This window comes from Asanoa siamensis, assembly GCF_016862555.1.
Lineage (GTDB): Bacteria > Actinomycetota > Actinomycetes > Mycobacteriales > Micromonosporaceae > Asanoa > Asanoa siamensis.
On record NZ_BONE01000029.1, the window covers coordinates 44880 to 62430 of the forward strand.

Below are 17551 nucleotides of genomic sequence, written 5' to 3' on the forward strand. Positions count from 1 at the left end.
TCAGTTGCCTCTTCCGAGGTAGAAGCCCGACTGGTCGACGAAGACGTGGACGGTGCCCTTGCCGCCGTTGTAGACCACGAACGAGTCTTGGCCGAGGCCCACGGTGACCAGGGTCGCGACGGTCTGGCCGGCGGCGAAGTTCAGCATCGACACCGTCGGGCGGGGCTGCCCGTACGGGTAGACCGACAGGTAGCCGCTCTTCTGCGCGTCGGTCACGGTCAGGTTCACTACCGCGGCGGTACGCGGAGGGCAGTTCGCACCGCATTCGTCCGCGCGGACGAGGACCCGCATCGTCTGGCCCGGTGCCAGCGGCACGCCGCTTCCGCGGGTGTCGACGAGCCGCGTCGGCCAGGTCGGCAGGTACGTGTCGGTGGCGCCGGGCGCGAACCAGCCCGCCAGGTCGGCCAGCAGGTGCACGGTGCCGCGGCCCGTGTGCGCGAACGCCACCTTCCCGTCGACCACCGGCGCGATCACCATGTTGTTGACCGTCTGCCCGCCGACGAAGTTGAGGTTCGAGGCGGTCGGGACCGGGGACCCCGGCGGGTACGCGGTGAACAGGCCGCCGTTCGTCGCGTCGGTGACCGTCAGGTTGAGCACGGCCGCGGTCGTGCCGGCCGGCACCCGGCCCGAGAGGTCGACGGTGACCCGACCGTCGGGGCCGATCGGGGTGGTGCCCGGCACGCCGACGGCCGCGCGGGTGTCCAGCACCCGGACGGGTGCCGCGGAGCCCAGTCCGTTGCCGGAGTTCGCGTAGTAGCCGGCGAGGTCGGCGAGCACGTGCGTGGTGCCGTTGCCGCCGTTGCGGATGCGCACCTTGCCGTTGCGTACCTTCACGGTCACGAGGTTCGCGATCGTCTGCTGTGCGGCGAAGTTGACGTTCGACGCGTTCGGCTCGACGTCGCTGTCGGGCCAGACCTTCAGGAAGCCCGACGCCGTCGGCTGGGTCGCCGTGACGTTGAGCACGACCGCGCTGGCACCGGCGGCGACGGACGGCAGGTCGAACACGAACTCCGATTCCGCGGGCACCGGTGCGGTGCCGGCCCGGCCCAGCCCCGATCGCGTGTCCAGCACCCGCTGCGGGGTGACGGCGTTGTAGGCGGCGCCGACGGTCACGCAGGCGGAGTCGTAGTAGGCCAGCGTCGGGCTACGGAACCCGTCCACGCTGACCTTGACCGTCACGCAGTTGGATCCGGCGCGCTCGAAGGTGAACCGCGCGGTGCCGGTCCGGTTCACGACGGGCTGCCTGTCACCGTTTCGGAAGCTGAACGTTCCGGACGGCCCGTCCATCGTCCACGCGTAGCTCGGCGTGACCGTGGCGAGCCTCTCCAGGGCACCGCCGCCGCGCCGTTCGAGCGTGGACGTGACGACGGGAGGCGGCACGAGTTCGACGGCGCCACGGTCGACGTACCCGCCTCCGGAGTTGGCGGTGTCGGGCTTGTCGGCGTGCGCGTTGCCGCGCAGATCCTGCGCCAGCAGACCCGGGGCCGCGGCCTGTGCGGAGTCGATGGCAGGGGAGTCGGCGGCCAGGGACCAGCCGATCGCCAAGCCATCGGTGGCGTTGGTGAACCTGGGGTCCGCGGCGATGTCGTGCGCACCCTGACCGGTCGCCGCACGGAAGGCGTCCAGGTCGGCGTAGGTCGTGCCGGCCCAGGAATAGAGCGCGCCGCCGTGCCCTGGAGCGACCAGGTTGTAGTCGAACGTGCCGTCGCCGGCCGCCGCACCCTCGACCCTCAGCGGGACAGTGCTCGCCGGATCGGGAGAGGTCGAGCCACCGCACTGGGCCCGCTGGGTCAACGTGGTGGCGACGATCGTGTTGCGGAGGGCGAACCCGGCCGAGGCGCCGGTGACGGCGATGCCGTCAAGGCAGTCGGTCACGACCGTGTTGTTCGTGATCGTCGTGCGCGGCGCGTCGGTGACCGTTACCGCCGGGGCGTACGGGCCGGTGGCCGAGCGTCGCATATGGACGCTGTTGCCGGTCAGGAGCGTGTCGGTCGCTCCCGCGCGGACAGCGAAGATCTCGGAGTTGAAGCCCCACGAGACCATGCCACTGACCGTTACCCGACGAGAGTCGCCCTTGATCTCGATCCCGGGTGCCCGGCTGGCGGCGATCAGGCCGTTGGTGATGGTGACATCGCTCGAGTTCTCGATGACCACGCTGGTGCGGGTGGGGGCGTTCCAGCCGATGTTGAGGCCGTCGATCACGACATCGTGGACTCCGGATAGGACAAAGCCCGGCCCTTCCGCCGTCGACAGGACTCGGGTGACGACGTCCTGCTCCCGGAAGCCGGTGAACGTGACGGGCTTGCCCGGCTCGCCCGACGGCACGACCACACTTTCCGCGTAGTCGCCCTCGCCCACTGCGACCGTCTGGCCCGGTCGGACGACCGCGGCCGCCTCGCCGATCGTGCAGAAGGGCTTGGCCGGCGTGCCGTCGGCCGTGCTGCCGCAGGTCTTCTGTGCGACATGGATGGTGGTCGCCGGATCGGCAGCAGCGGCGCCGGTGCCGATCGGCAGCCCCGCGATCACCACCAGGCCGGCAATCAGTATCGCTGTGCGGCGCATCTCAGTTCCCCGTTCCGATGTAGAGGCCGGCTTGGTCCACGATCACGTCCACTGTTCCTTTTCCGCCGTTGTAGACCAGGAACGAGTCCTCGTCGACGCCGACAGTCGCCAGGGTGGCCACGGTCTGACCCGAGGCGAAGTTCAGCACCGACTGGGTCGGGCGAGGCTGGCCGTACGGGTAGACCGACAGGTAACCGCTGCGCGCGGCGTTGGTCGCGGTCACGTTCGCCACGACGGCCGCCGGCGCCGGACAGCCCTGGGTCGGGCAGGCGGCGCGGCTGATCGGCACGCGCACCGTCTGGCCCGGGCCGACCGGCGTGCCGCGCGTGTCCAGGATCCGCGTCGGCTGGGACGGCAGGAAGAACTGGTGGGCGCCGGGCGCGAACCAGCCCGACAGGTCGGCGATCAGGTGCACCGTGCCGCTGCCGGTGTGGGCGAACGCGATCTTCCCGTCGACCACCGGCGCGATCACCATGTTGTTGACCGTCTGCCCGGCGACGAAGTTGAGGCTCGACGCCGTCGGCACGTCGGCACCCGGCGGGTACGCGGTGAACAGGCCGCCCTTCGTCGGGCTCGTCGCGGTCAGGTTCAGCACCGCCGCCGTGGTGCCCGCCGGCACCCGCGCCGACAGGTCGACCGTGACCCGGCCGTTGGCGGCGACCGGGGCCGTGCCCGGCACGCCGACCGCCGCCCGGGTGTCGAGCACCCGCGCCGGCGCCGTCGTCTCCAGCCCGTGCCCGGCGTCGCCGTAGTAGCCGACCAGATCCGCGAGCACGTGCACGGTGCCCCGGCCACCGTTGCGGATCGCGACGGGCGTGTGGTTCAGCGACTTCACCGTCACGAGGTTGGCGATGGTCTGCCCGGCGGCGAAGTTGAGGTTGGACGCCTCCGGCTCGGGGTCGGCACTCGAGTAGATCTTCAGGAACCCGGATGTGGTCGGCTGGGTCGCGGTCACGTTGAGGACCGCCGCGCCACCGCTCGGCACGTCGACGAAGACCGTGTCGCCGGGGCCGACCGGGACGGCGCCGAGCCGCGTACGGGTGTCGAGCACCCGCACCGGCGTGACGGCTTGGTAGGCGGCGGCCAGCAGCAGGCATGGCCGTTCGGTGTGTACGGCCGTGTTGGTGCGGAACCCGTCGAGGCTGAGCCGGACGTACACGCAGAGGTTGCCGGGCCGGTCGAAGGTGATGCGGGCGGTGCCGGTGCGGTCGAAGAACGGCGACTGCCAGTCCCCACGGAACTGGAAGGTCCCGATAGGACCGTCCGTCGCCCACGGGTAGGTCCGCGTGGCGGTGGTGACGGTCTCGAACGCGCCGCCGCCCGGCGCGTTGGTGAAGGTGGTGGTCACCGTCGGCGTCGGCACGACCTCGACGGCGCCCCGGTCGACGTATCCGCCGCCGGCGTTCGCTGTGTCCGGCTTGTCCGCGTGTGCGTTGCCGCGCAGGTCGGTCGCCAGCATGCGCGGCGCCGTCGCGAGCGCGGAGTCGACGGCGGGCGAGTCAGCCGCCAGTGCCCACCCCGCCCACTGCGGGTTGGTCGTTGTCAGCTTCGGGTCGGCACCGATGTCGTGTGTCCCCTGGCCGGTCGCTGTCGCCAGCGCGGCGGGCGTCGGGAAGGCCACACCGCCCCACCCGTACAGCGGCCCGCCGTGGCCCGGGTCGATCACGTTGTAATCGAGCCGACCGTCGGTGCTGGCCGCACCGTCGACGGTCACCGGCGTCACGCTCGCGGGATCCGGCCCGGGTTGGACCTGGCATTGCCCAGGGCGGACGAGGCCCGTGGTCCGCACGATCGAGTTGTAGAGAGCGAATCCCGCCGAGGCTCCGGTGACGGCGACGCCGACCTGGCAGTCGGTCACGATCGTGCTGTTGACGATGGTCGTCCGCGGGGCGTCGGCGACCGTGACTGCCGTCGTCTGCGGGTAGCCCGCCGCCCGCCCCGCCCACACGCTGTTTGCGGCGAGCAGGGTGTCGCTCGCCCCTCCGCCGACGGCGAAGAGCGGGGCGGTGGCGCCGGTCGCCACCATGCCGCTGACCGTCACGCGGCGCGAGCCGCCGCTGATCTCGACCCCCGGAGCTCCGATCGCGACGACCCTGCCGCCGGAGACGGTGATGTCGGTCGAGTTCTCGGCGACGACGGCAGGGGCACCGTCCTTGCCGCTCCACGCGTCGATGCCCTCGATGACGACGTCATGAGCCCCGGAGATCAGGAAAGCCGGCCCGGCGGGGCTTTCGACGACCGTGCGGTGACCGTCGCCCCGGTAGCCCACGAACCTGATCGGCTTGCCTGGTTCGCCGGACGGCACCACGACCGTTTCGGCGAACGTGCCGCGATCGATCTCGATGGTCTGGCCGGGCCGGACTCGCTCGACCGCGTCCGAGATGCTGCAGTAGACGTCGCTTCCGTCGCCGCACGACGTGGAGACGAACAGGGTGCCCGGCTCGGCGGCCGCGGCGGTGCTCGCGGTCACCACCGAGAGCCCAGCCGTCAGCGACAAACCGGCGCACAGCAGCGCGAGGCGGCGAGCAGTCCGCATGGTGGATCCCCCGTTGCTCAAAATGATCAACAGAAGATTAGCGATTGGATCGGCCGACCCCAATGGCCGAACGGTCAGAGGTCGGCCGGCGCCAGATAAAACCCGGCCTGGTCGACGATCACGTCCACCGGCCCTTTGCCGCCGTTGTAAACCATGAACGTGCCACTCACCCGCAGCCCGGTCGTGAACAGCGTGGCCGTGGTCCGGCCCGCCGCGTAGTTGAGCACCGACTGGGTCGGGCGGTTCGTCTCGTCCGGGTAGACGGTCAGGTAACCACCGCGCTGCGCCCCGGTCGCCGTCAGGTTGGCCACGACCGCGCGCGGCCGCCAGAAGCAACCGTCCGAGGCGCACAGCGTCGTGTCGGGGCGCACCTCGACCGCCTCGCCGGGACCGAGCGTCGTGCTCGTCGCGCGGGTGTCCAGGATCCGGGTCGGCGCCGTCGGCGCCAGAGTTCCGCCGGAGCCGGGTGCGAACCAGGCCGCCAGGTCGGCGATCAGGTGCACCGTGCCCTTGCCCGTGTGCGCGAACGCGACCCTTCCGTCGACCACCGGCGCGATCACCATGTTGTTCACCGTCTGACCGCCGACGAAGTTGAGGTTCGACGCGGTCGGCACGGCGGCGCCCGGCGGGTACGCGGTGAACAGGCCGCCGTTGGTCGCGTCGGTCGCGGTCAGGTTCAGCACCGCCGCCGTCGTGCCGGTCGGGACGCGGGTCGACAGGTCGACGGTGACGCGCCCGTCGGGGCCGATCGGTGTCGTGCCGGGCACGCCGACCGCGGCGCGGGTGTCGAGCACCCGGGCTGGGTTGCCCGCCGTCAGGCCGCTGCCGGTGTTGCCGTAGTAGCCGGCGAGGTCGGCGATCATGTGCGCGCTGCCGCGCCCTCCATTGTGGATGTGTACGTTGCCGTTGCTCACCTTGACCGTCACCAGGTTCGCCACCGTCTGCCCGGCCGCGAAGTTGAGGTTGGACGAGGTGGGCAGGGGGTCCGCGGCGCCGTGGACCGTCAGATACCCGGACGTCGTCGGCTGGGTCACCGTGACGTTGAGGACGACCGCGCTGGCGGCCGCCGCCGTTGCCGGCAGGGCGAACTCGATGCCGGCGTTCGGGCCGATCGGCGCGGTGCCCGGCACGCCGAGAGCCGACCGGGTGTCCAGCACCCGCTGCGGGGTGACGGCCGTGTAGGCGCCACCGACGACGACGCAGGCCTTGTCCTTGACCGAGGAGGTGGTGCGGAACCGGTCCTCACTGAACTCCACCGTCACGCAGACGTAGCCGGCGCGGTCGAAGGTGAACCCGGCGCTGCCCGTCTGGTTGATGACCGCCCGTCCACCACCGGTCGGGACGAACGCGAGCTCGCTGACCGGCCCGTCCGTGGCCCAGGGAAACGTCAGCCGCCCCCTGGCGACGGTCTCGAGCGCGCCGCCGCCGGGCACCCGGGCGATCGACGCGTCGACGGTCGGCACCGGCAACAGCTCGACGGCGCCCCGGTCGGCGTACCCACCACCGCTGTTGGGAACGTCGGGCTTGTCGGCGTGCGCGTTGCCGAGCTGATCGGAGGCCGGTCGGCCCGGCGCCGCGGCCCAGGCCGAGTCCACGGCCGGTGAGTCGCCCGCCAGGCGCCAGCCGTTCAGTCCATCGTCCACGTTGGCGAGCTTCGGGTCGGCGCCGATGTCGTGTGCGCCCTGTCCGGTGGCCGCGTGGAACGCACCGGGGTTCGTGTAGGTCGTGCCCGCCCACGAGTAGAGCGGCCCGCCGTGTCCAGGGTCGAGCACGTTGTGGTCGACCGTCGCCGTGCCCGTGACGACCACCGGGACCGCGCCCGCCGGATCCTGACCGTCGGCCCGGCAGCGACCAGGGTTGCGTGCCAGGGTCGTCCGCACGATCGAGTTGTGGAGCCCGAACCCCGCCGAGGCGCCGCTGACGGCCACGCCCGTGTGGCAGTCGGTCACGATCGTGTTGTTCGTGACGGTCGTCCGCGGCGCGTCGGCAACGGAGATGGCCGGCAGGATCCCTTCCTCCGGCTGCCGGTAGAACGTGACGCTGTTGCCGACGAGCGCGGTGTCGGTGGTGCCGGCCCCGATCGCGAAGACCGGCGCGCGGGAACCGCTGGCCGACAGACCCCTGACCGTCACCCGCTGCGAACGCCGCACGTCGATGGAGCCGTTGAGCCGGCCGTTGGAGATCGTCACGTCGCTCGCGTCGTCGATGACGACCTGGGCCTGGCCGGTGACGCCGGTGACGCTCGGCCCGAGGTCGAAGCCGTCGATGACCACGTCATGAGCGCCGGAGATGACGAGATGTGGCTTGTCGGTGCCGCCCACGCGGGGCCTGCCCTCGCCCACCCGGCGGTCGGCGGCGAAGGTGATCGGCTTGCCGGGCTCGCCGGACGGCACGACCACCGACTCCGGATAGATGGCCGCCCGCACCAACACGGTCTGGCCCGGGACGGCGACCGCGGCGGCGTCCCCGATCCAGCAGTAGGGCCGGCTCGCGCTGCCGTCCGCCGTCGCGCCGCACCTGCGGTCGACGTAGATGGTCGGCGGCGGGTCGGCCGCCGCGGCGGCGCCCCCGCTAACCACCGACAACCAGGATCGTCTCAGCTCTCCGGACCGACGTAGAAACCAGCCTGGTCGACGAGGACGTCGACCGGCCCCTTGCCGCCGTTGTAGACCAGGAACGAGTCCTCGCCGAGGCCGACCGTGACCAGGGTGGCCACCGTCTGTCCCGCGCCGAAGTTGAGCACGGACTGGGTCGGGCGGGGCCCGCCGTACGGGTAGACGGACAGATAGCCGCTGCGCTGCGCGTTGGTGACGGTCAGGTTCGCCACGACGGCCGAGGGCGGCGGACAGCCCCGGACCGGGCAGGCGCTCCTGCTGATCGAGACGCGCACGGTCTGCCCCGGGCCGACCGGCGTGCCGCGGGTGTCGGCGATCCGGGTCGGCATCCACGGCAGGTACAGGTCCCGGGCGCCGGGCGGGAACCAGCCGGCCAGGTCCGCGATCAGGTGCACCGTGCCGCTGCCGGTGTGCGCGAACGCGACCTTCCCGTCGACGACCGGCGCGATCACCATGTTGTTCACCGTCTGCCCGGCGACGAAATTGAGATTGGACGCGGTCGGCACGGCCTGGCCCGGCGCAAACGCCGTGAACAGGCCGCCCTTCGTCGGACCCGTGACGGTCAGGTTGAGCGCCGCGGCGGTGGTGCCCGCCGGCACCCGCGTGGACAGGTCGACCGTGACCTTCCCGTTGGCGGCGATCGGGGCCGTGCCGGGCACCCCGACCGCCGAGCGGGTGTCCAACACGCGGGCCGGAGCGCCCGCCGCGAAGCCGTTCCCGGTGTTGGCGTAGTAACCCGCCAGGTCCGCCAGCACGTGGACCGTGCCCCGGCCACCGTTGCGGATCCTGATCCTCGCGGTCTTCTCCTGCACCCGCACCGTGACAAGGTTGGCGATCGTCTGGCCCGCCGCGAAGTTGACGTTGGAAGCGTCCGGCTCGGCGTCGAGGTGCTCGTAGACCTTCAAGAAACCGGACGTCGTCGGCTGCGTGGCGGTGACGTTGAGGACGACCGCGCTGGCGGTCCACAGCGGATTGTTGACGTAGAAGTCGACGGCCGCGTCGGGGCCGATCGGGACGGGACCAGCCGCGGGCACGACGCCGAACCCCGACCGGGTGTCCAGCACCCGGCGCGGCGTGACGGGGTTGTAGGCGGCGGTCAGCATGATGCATTCCGAAGCGAGACCCCGTAACACGTTGCTGCGAAACCCGTCGAGACTGAGCCGGACGTGTACGCAGACGTTGCCGGCGAAGTCGAAGGTGGTCCGCGCGCTGCCGGTGCGGTCGAGGACCGGGTCCTCCCCGTCGCCGGTGAACTCCAAGGTGCCGATCGGCCCGTCCGTGGCCCAGGGAGATGTCCGCGTGGTGGTGGACAGGGTCTCGAGGGCGCCGCCGCCTGGGGCGTGCGCGACCGCGATGCTCAGGTTGGGCGTCGGCACGAGCTCGACGGCGCCGCGGTCGACGTACCCGCCGCCGCTGTTGGCAGTGTCGGGCTTGTCGGCGTGCGGGTTGCCACGCAGGTCGGTGGCCTGGACGCCGGGCGCGGCGGCCAGCGCCGAGTCGATCCCCGGCGAGTCGGCCAGCAAGCTCCATCCAACGTCGCCGGGGTCGGCGTCGGCGATCTTCGGATCGGTGCCGAGGTCGTGTGCCGCCTGCCCGGTGGCCGCCCGCAACGCGCCAGGGGTCGCATAGCTCGCGCCGGCCCACCTGTAGAGCGGGCCGCGGTGTCCGGGGTCGAGCGCGTTGTAGTCGACGCGCCCGTCGGTCGCGGCCGCACCGGCGACCGTGACCGGCGTGCTGCCCGCCGGATCGATGCCCGGCTCCGCGCACCGCCCAGGGCCGCCGACCTCGGTGGTGCGCACGACCGAGTTGTGGAGGGCGAACCCTGGTGATGCCCCGGTGACGGCCACGCCGTCGTGGCAGTCGGTTACGACCGTGTTGTTGGTGACGATCGTCCGCGGCGCGTCGGCCACCGCGATCGCGGCGAAGTTCGGGTCGGCCGCGGTCCGTCTGGAATGGGTGCTGTTGTTGGCGAGCAGCGTGTCGGTGGCGCCAGCACCGACCGAGAAGACGGGCGAGCGGTAGCTCGATGCCGACATCCCGCTGACCGTCACCCGGTGCGAGTCGCCCTTGATGGCGATGGCCGGCGCCTGGACTTCGTCGATCCAGCCGTTGGTGATGGTGATGTCGCTCGAGTTCTCGACTAGCACCCCGGGCTGGAACGGGGCCGGGCCCAGCCCCGGCCCGACGTCGAACCGGTCGATGACGACGTCGTGGACGCCGGAGACCCGGAACGCCGGCGAGGTGCGCGTGCCCTGCAACTCCGCGCGGCGGCTGCCGGGACTCTGACCTCCGCGCAACGTGATCGGTCTGCCCGGCTCGCCGGACGGCACGACCACGGTCTCCGGATAGAACCCTGGCGCCACCTCGATGGTCTGGCCGGGGCGGACGACGTCGATCGCCGACCAGATCGCGCAGTAGGGCCGGTCCTTGCTGCCGTCGCGCGGACCCGTGACACCGCAGGTGTCCGCGGCGACGTAGATCGTCTCCGGTGGATCGGCCGCTGCGGTGATTCCGGTCAGTCCTCCAGATAGAACCCCGCCTGGTCGACGATCACGTCCACCGCGCCCTTGCCGCCGTTGTAGACCAGGAACGAGTCCTCGCCGAGGCCCACCGTGAACAGGCTGGCGGCGGTCTGGCCGGCGGTGAAGTTGAGCACCGACTGGGTCGGGCGGGCCTGCCCGTCGGGGTAGACCGTGAGATAGCCGGTGCGCTGCGGATCGGTCACCGTCAGGTTCGCCACGACGGCCGTCCGCGGGCCACAGCCGACCGATCCACACTCGGCGGTGTTCACCTGGACCCGCACCGTCTGCCCCGGACCGACGGGAGTCGACGTCGTGCGTGTGTCGACGAGCCTGGTCGGCGCGGTCGGCAGGTAGTTGTCGCCCGCGCCGGGCGCGAACCACCCGGCCAGGTCCGCGATCAGGTGCACCGTGCCCTTGCCCGTGTGCGCGAACGCGACCTTCCCGTCCACCACCGGCGCGATCACCATGTTGTTCACCGTCTGACCGCCGACGAAGTTGAGGTTCGACGCGGTCGGCACGGCGGAACCCGGCGGGTACGCGGTGAACAGGCCGGTGTTCGTGGGGCTGGTCGCGGTCAGGTTCAACACCGCCGCCGTCGTGCCGGCCGGCAGCCGCGTCGACAGGTCGACGGTGACGCTCCCGTTAGGACCGACGGGCGCGGCACCGTCGCGGGTGTCGAGAACGCGGGCCGGCGTGGCCGCCGCCAAGCCGTTGCCGGTGTTCGCGTAGTAGCCGGCCAGGTCCGCGATCGCGTGCACGGTGCCGCGACCGCCGTTGCGGACCCGCACCTTGCCGTTGTCCACCTTCACCGTGACCAGGTTCGCGACCGTCCTCCCGGCCGCGAAGTTCACATTGGACGCGGTCGGCTCGGTTCCGCCGTCCGGGTAGACCTTCAGGAAGCCGGACGTCGAGGGTTGGTCGGCCGTGACGTTCAGGACGACCGCGCTGGCACCCGCCGCCACGGCGGGCAGCGTGAACTCGACCCAGCCGTCGGGACCGATCGGCGCGGTGCCCGGCACGCCCAGCGCCGAGCGGGTGTCCAGCACGCGTCGCGGCGCCACGGCGTTGTACGCGGCGCCCAGCATCACACACGGCGTCTCGGTCAGCTGTTTGGAATGGGCGTTGCGGAACCAGTCGCGGCTCCACGTGACGGTCACGCAGGCCGCGCCCGCGCGGTCGTGGGTGAGCCGCGCAGTGCCGGTGCGATTGACGGTCGGGAGGCCGGCGCCGGTCGCGAAGCTGAAGGTTCCGGATGGGCCGTCCATCGCCCACGGGTGCGTCGTCGTGGCGGTGGTGACCGTGTCGAACGCGCCACCGCCGGGCGCCCGCGCGATCGTGGTGCGCATCGCGTCCGGGATCGGCAGGTATTCGATCGCGCCGCGGTCGCCGTACCCGCCACCGCTGTTGGGGGTGTCCGGCTGGTCGGCGTGTGAGTTGCCGCGCAGGTCCACGGCCAGGACGCCGGGCGCGGTGGCCAGCGCCGCGTCGACGCCCGGCGACCACGCGGTCGGGCTGTAGCCGTCGTAGGTGCCGATGAGGCCCGCGAGCGCCGGCCACGCACCGATGTCCTGCGCACCCTGCCCGGTCGCCGCGTGGAAGGCGGCCGGATCCGCGTAGGTCGTGCCGCCCCACGAGTAGAACGCCCCGCCGTGCGACGGGTCGATCACGTTGTAGTCGACCTGGCTGTCGGTCGTGGCGGCACCGCTGACGACCAGCGGCGTCACGGTCGCCGGGTCGGGGTACGGCGCGTTGACGCACCTGGCCGGCACGGCCTCCACGGACATCAGCGTGGAGCTCAGGATCGAGTTGTAGAGCCGGAACCCGCCCGAGCCGCCGGTGACCTCGATGGCGGTGAAACAGTCGGTCACGATCGTGTTGTTGGTGATCGTCGTCCGCGGCGCGTCGGTGACGGTGACTCCCGGCCCGATCGGCACCGTGCGGTTGGTCCGCCGCAGCTGCATGCTGATGCCGGTGAGCAGCGTGTCGGTGACGCCCGCGCGGACCGCGACGGCCGGTGCGCCGCCGCTCCACGCCGTCATGGCGCTGATCGTCACGCGCCGCGAGTCGCCTCTGATGTCGACACCCGCGGCGTCGTCCGCGATGAGGCTGCCGTTGGAGATCGTGACGTCGGTCGAGTTCTCGACGAGCACGACCGGGATCGGATGCACCGGCTCCCCGATCTTGAAGCCGTCGATGACGACGTCGTGCACCCCGGAGAGACGGAAGGCCGGGCCACCCGCCTGGCGCACCAGCGTGCTGCGGTTCGGTCCGCGGTAGCCCCTGAAGGTGACGGGCTTGCCAGGCTCACCCGACGGGACGACCACCGACTCCGCGTAGTAACCAGGGCCCACCGCGACGGTCTGCCCCGGCCGGACGACCGCGGCGGCGTCGCCGATCTCGCAGAACGGCCGAGCTTCCGTGCCGTCCGGCGTGCCGTTGCAGGCCGTTGCGACGTAGATGGTCGACGGCGGACCAGCCGCGGCCGCGGTGCTCCCGACGGCGAGCGGCACGCCGGCCGCCAGCAACACACTGACACCGAGCGGCGCGAGGCCGCGGCCGATCCGCATCTCGTTCTCCCTGTGGTTACTGGTTCGCCGGCGCGAGGTAGAACCCCGCCTGGTCGACGAGCACGTGCGCCGTGCCCTTGCCGCCGTTGTAGACCAGGAACGAGTCCTCGCCCAGGCCGACGGTCACCAGGCTCGCGGCGGTCTGCCCGGCGTTGAAGTTGAGCACGGACTGGGTCGGGCGGTCCTGCCCGTACGGATAGACGGTGAGATAGCCGCTGCGCGCCGCCTCGGTCACCGTCAGGTTCGCCACGACGGCTGTCCGCGGACCGCACCCGGTCGTGCCGCACTCGCTCCTGTCGACGAAGACCCGCACCGTCTGCCCGGGACCGACCGGCGTGGCCGTCCGGGTGTCGACCAGCCGGCTCGGCGCGGTCGGCAGATAGGTGTCGCGGTCGCCGGGCGCGAAGGCCCCGGCCAGGTCGGCGATCAGGTGCACCGTGCCCTTGCCCGTGTGCGCGAACGCGACCTTCCCGTCCACCACCGGCGCGATCACCATGTTGTTCACCGTCTGCCCGGCGACGAAGTTCACGTTGGACGCGGTCGGCACGTCGGCGCCGGGCGGGTAGGCCGTGAACAGGCCACCGTTGGTCGCGCCCGTGACGGTCAGGTTGAGCACGGCTGCCGTGGCGCCCGCCGGCAACCGCGACGAGAGGTCCACAGTGACCCTCCCCTGAGGACCGATCGCCGACGTGGAGCGGGTGTCGAGCACCCGGGCCGGCGTTCCGGCTGTCAGACCGTCGCCGGAGTTCCCGTAGTAGCCGGCCAGGTCCGCGATCACGTGGGTGGTGCCGCGACCGCCGTTGCGGACGCGTACCTTGCCGTTCACCACCTTCACGGTGACCAGGTTCGCGATGGTCTGCCCGGCGGCGTAGTTGAGGTTCGACGCGGTCGGCTCGGCCTCGCCGCCGGCGGGGTAGACCTTCAGGTAACCGGAGGTCGACGGTTCGGTCGCGGTGACGTTGAGGACGACGGCGCTCGCACCGGCGGCGGCCGCCGGCAGGGCGAACTCGATCTCCGCGTTTTGCCCCACCGGGCCGAGCGCCGGCCGGGTGTCCAGCACCCGCTGCGGCGTCACGGAGGTGTACGAGGCACCCAGCACGAGGCACCGGGACTGCTCGCCGGACGGCAGATAGCCGCGGAATCCCCCGAGGTCGAACCGCACGTCGACGCAGCCCACGCCGGCGCGGTCATGGGTGAGCCGGGCGCTGCCCGTGCGGTTGACGATCGCCTGCTTGCCGTCGGTCGCGAAGCTGAAGGTCCCGGCCGGGCCGTTCATCGTCCAGGGGAACGTCAACGTCGCGGTGGTGACCGTCTCCAGCGAGCCGCCCCCGGCCGCGCGCTCGATCGTGGACGTGAAGGTCGGCGTCGGCAGGAGTTCGATCGCGCCCCGGTCCACGTACCCGCCGCCGCTGTTGGGGGTGTCGGGCTTGTCGGCGCGCCCGTTGCCGTGCAGGTCCACAGGCTGTATCCCGGGCGCGGTGGCCAGCGCCGAGTCGATGGCGGGTGACGGGCCGACAGGGACCGAACTGGCCGGCGAACCGTGGGGGCCCACGACCCAGGGATCCGCCGCGATGTCGTGGGCGCCTCGCCCGGTGGTCGCGTGGAAGGTGGCCTGGTCCGGGTAGGTGGTGCCGTCCCACACGTAGGGCGCACCGTAGGTCGGGTCGAGCAGGTTGTAGTCGATCTCGCTGTCGGTGGTCGCGGCGCCCGTGACGGTCAACGCCGTCAACGTCGCCGGATCGGGGAACGGCCGCTCGGCGCACGGGTTTTCGGGCAGAACCGTAGCGGGGTACAACTTCGTGCCCAGGACCGAGTTGTAGAGCTTGAACCCGCCGGACGCACCACTGACCTCGAGGGCGTCGCGGCAGTCGCCCAGGACGGTGTTGTTGGTGATCGTGGTCCGCGGCGCGTCGACGACGCTGACTCCCGGACCGAACGCCCCGGCGGGGTCGCTCCGCCATACCTGCACGCTGGTGCCGGTGAGCAGCGTGTCGGTGGCGCCGGGACCGATCGCGAACGCCGGTGCGCCGCTACCGAAACCGGTCATCCCGCTGATCGTCACGCGGTGTGAGCCGTCCTTGATCTGGAGACCGGGGACCCGGCCCGCGCTGATGGCGCCGTTCCTGATCGTCACGTCACCCGAGTTCTCGACCAGCACGGCGGGGCCGCTCTGCAACGCCTGCCCGATGCCGAACCCCTCGATGACGACGTCGTGGACGCCGGAGAGCCGGAAGCCGGGTCGGACGTAGGTGCGGCTCTGGGGTCCGCTGTATCCGGAGAAGGTGACGGGCTTGCCGGGCTCCCCGGACGGCACGACGACCGACTCGTTGTACGAGCCTTGGTCGACCGCGACCGTCTGCCCCGGCCGGACGACCTTGGCGGCATCGTTGATCTCGCAGAAGGGGCGACTGTGGGTGCCTTCCTCGGCACCGCGCACACAGCGCTCCTGGGCGACGTAGAGGGTCGAATCGGCGGCGCTCCCGCCGGTCACCGACAGTCCCGTCGCCGTCAACACGCCGACGCTCACCAGTGCCAGACCGCGCCCAACGCGCATCTCGCGTACACCCCCGTGGTCAAGATGATCACGGGGGAGCGTAGCGAACGGATCGGCCAAGCCCAATGGCCGAACGGATGGATCAGAGGCCGCCGATGGAGTTGAGGCTTGAGAAGCGGGTCGGCTCGGCAAGCACGGCACTGGCTCCTTCCAGATCGGCAAGCCGCGCAGCAAGTGTTGCCTGCGCGAGCCGCATCGGGAGCGCAACACCGAACTTAAGGCCGTGCAGAGCTCGCGGCGCGACCTCTGGCAAGCAGAGGCGCTCGGCAGCGTCGGCGGTGAGCGCGCGCCACTCGGCCGAAACCACGTCGGATCGCAATCGAATGGCAAAGTCGTCGAATCGTTGTATCGGGTCCACAACCTCGGTCAGCGTCGCTGCGAGCGTCGCGTTCGCCCGGTACCCCGCAAAGGTCCACCACCGAAGGTCATGACGGTCGCGGACAGCAAGCGAGCCGCCGGGATGCACTTGATGACGGCGCTCGTCGCGCTCCTGTCCGAGGCGGTCGATAGCCCTACCAGTAAGGCTTACCGGCGGATCGGCTCCGAGCAACACCGAACGCATCTCCCGAGCCAGTTCGAAGCCGAGTCCCCCTACGCCCCAGCCGAGCCAGCGGGCGCGACCACCACCGTCCGCGACCTCGACGAAGCACCGCCGCCGTCGCCAGTCGATGTAGGTAACACGCCAGCTCCGGCCGGCGAGGAGTAGTCGTCGGTCCCCTTTGACCTCCTCGACGAGCAGCGTGGGATCAATCCGCCCCACCTCGTTGCGACCTGCGAAAACCGTGAACTCGGGCGGACCAGTGAAGACGGCCGTGAGTTCCATGAAATGTCTCCGGCCGAAGCGGCGCTCCGCCTCGGGCCCGATGAACACCAGGCCGCTGTCCTCGCTGACGAACTTCTCATCGAGCAGATGCCGCATGATGACGTCGGTGTTGGTGCCGAATGCCGGCAGACCGTTCCACGATTTCGGCCATTCCCGGTCGCCGATTCGGTTTTCCTGCAGGCACAGGGCGAGCAGCTGTTGGGCAACGATGTGCCGAGGTTCCGGCGGTGGGACTACCGGCTCAACCCAGCCCTTGCCCCACAGCGACAGCAGTGCGGCGGCCTTGATCAGCGTTTCACCCGTCAGGGTCAAGAAGAGGCAGTTACGGGTGGTGCCGGACCGCCGGCCGGTCCGGCCCAGTCTCTGAAGGAACGAAGCGACCGTCGACGGCGCGTCTATTTGGATCACACGGTCGAGGTCTCCGACGTCGATTCCGAGCTCGAGGGTGCTGGTCGACACGATCACGCAATCCCGAGCCTCGGCAAACGCCTGCTCCGAGCGGCGGCGTTCTTCGGCCGAAAGGGAAGCATGGGAAAGGAAGGCGGTCACACCTTCGTCGCGAAGCAGCGCGCCCAGCTCCTCCACGGTCTGGCGGGACTCGCAGAACACGAGGCGCTTCTCACCAGCGTGCAGCGCGGCAATAACCTTCGCGGCGTTGCCGAGCGAACCCACGAAGTCCAGCTCCACATTGCCGGACGGCACGGATGTGCCTGCGACTGCGATTTCCGGAGCGACGACCCGTCGCGGTCGGCGCTTGACGTTGGCCCCTTGGAGCCAATCGAGCAGCTGCTCGGGATTGCCGACCGTCGCTGACAATCCGACCCGCTGGATCGGACTTCCGGTGAGCGTAGCAAGCCTTTCGAGCACCGCGAGGAGGTGCCAACCGCGGTCGTCGCCAGCGAACGCGTGCACCTCGTCGACAACCACCGCCCGAAGCCCGGAAAAGAACTGCTTGTGGTCGACCTTGGTGCTGACGAGCATCGACTCAAGGGACTCCGGCGTCGTAAGAATGATATCTGGCCGGTCTGCCAGGACCGACCGACGGTCGCTCGCACCCACATCCCCGTGCCACAGCGCCGCCTTGCGACCGAGCCATCCCGCGTAAGACGTGATGCGCGGATGCAGGTTGTTCAGCAAGGCTCGCAGCGGACACACATAGAGGACCGAAGGTCCGCTCCACCCCTCGTTCGCCATCCGGGACAGCAGGGGAAACACCGCTGCTTCCGTCTTACCGCCTGCAGTCGGTGCGACCAGGACGGTGTCCTCACCTGCCAGCAGCGGACCGATCGCCGCTCGTTGCAGCGGGCGAAGGTCATGCCAGCCCAGGCTGTTGACGACGTGGTGCACGACGACGGGATGGAGGTCGTCCATG

Annotated in this window: 7 protein-coding genes; all 7 read right to left on the reverse strand. The window is 71.0% G+C overall.

All coding sequences use genetic code 11. From position 1 onward, the window contains the following. Positions 1 to 2562 carry a right-handed parallel beta-helix repeat-containing protein gene (locus tag Asi02nite_RS19025; protein ID WP_203714712.1) on the reverse strand — a complete coding sequence of 854 codons (2562 nt, stop codon included), beginning with the start codon at positions 2560 to 2562 and terminating at the stop codon, positions 1 to 3. 1 nt (position 2563) lies between these two features. Next, positions 2564 to 5098 (reverse strand): right-handed parallel beta-helix repeat-containing protein, encoded by a 2535-nt coding sequence (locus tag Asi02nite_RS19030; protein WP_203714713.1) that lies wholly within the window; start codon positions 5096 to 5098, stop codon positions 2564 to 2566. Between the two features lie 74 nt (positions 5099 to 5172). Then, on the reverse strand, positions 5173 to 7677 hold the full coding sequence (locus Asi02nite_RS19035) for a right-handed parallel beta-helix repeat-containing protein (protein ID WP_203714719.1): 2505 nt from the start codon (positions 7675 to 7677) through the stop codon (positions 5173 to 5175). Between the two features lie 17 nt (positions 7678 to 7694). After that, entirely contained in the window at positions 7695 to 10076 is a 2382-nt protein-coding gene (locus Asi02nite_RS19040) for a right-handed parallel beta-helix repeat-containing protein (RefSeq protein WP_203714720.1), read from the reverse strand. A 152-nt stretch (positions 10077 to 10228) separates the two neighbouring features. After that, complete coding sequence (locus Asi02nite_RS19045; protein ID WP_203714721.1) at positions 10229 to 12802, reverse strand: right-handed parallel beta-helix repeat-containing protein; 2574 nt, start codon at positions 12800 to 12802, stop codon at positions 10229 to 10231. 16 nt (positions 12803 to 12818) lie between these two features. Further along, positions 12819 to 15356 carry a right-handed parallel beta-helix repeat-containing protein gene (locus Asi02nite_RS19050; RefSeq protein WP_203714722.1) on the reverse strand — a complete coding sequence of 846 codons (2538 nt, stop codon included), beginning with the start codon at positions 15354 to 15356 and terminating at the stop codon, positions 12819 to 12821. Positions 15357 to 15438: 82 nt separating this feature from the next. Further along, positions 15439 to 17550, reverse strand: coding sequence for a DEAD/DEAH box helicase (locus Asi02nite_RS19055; RefSeq protein WP_203714726.1), 2112 nt, complete (start codon positions 17548 to 17550; stop codon positions 15439 to 15441). Position 17551: the final 1 nt, after the last annotated feature.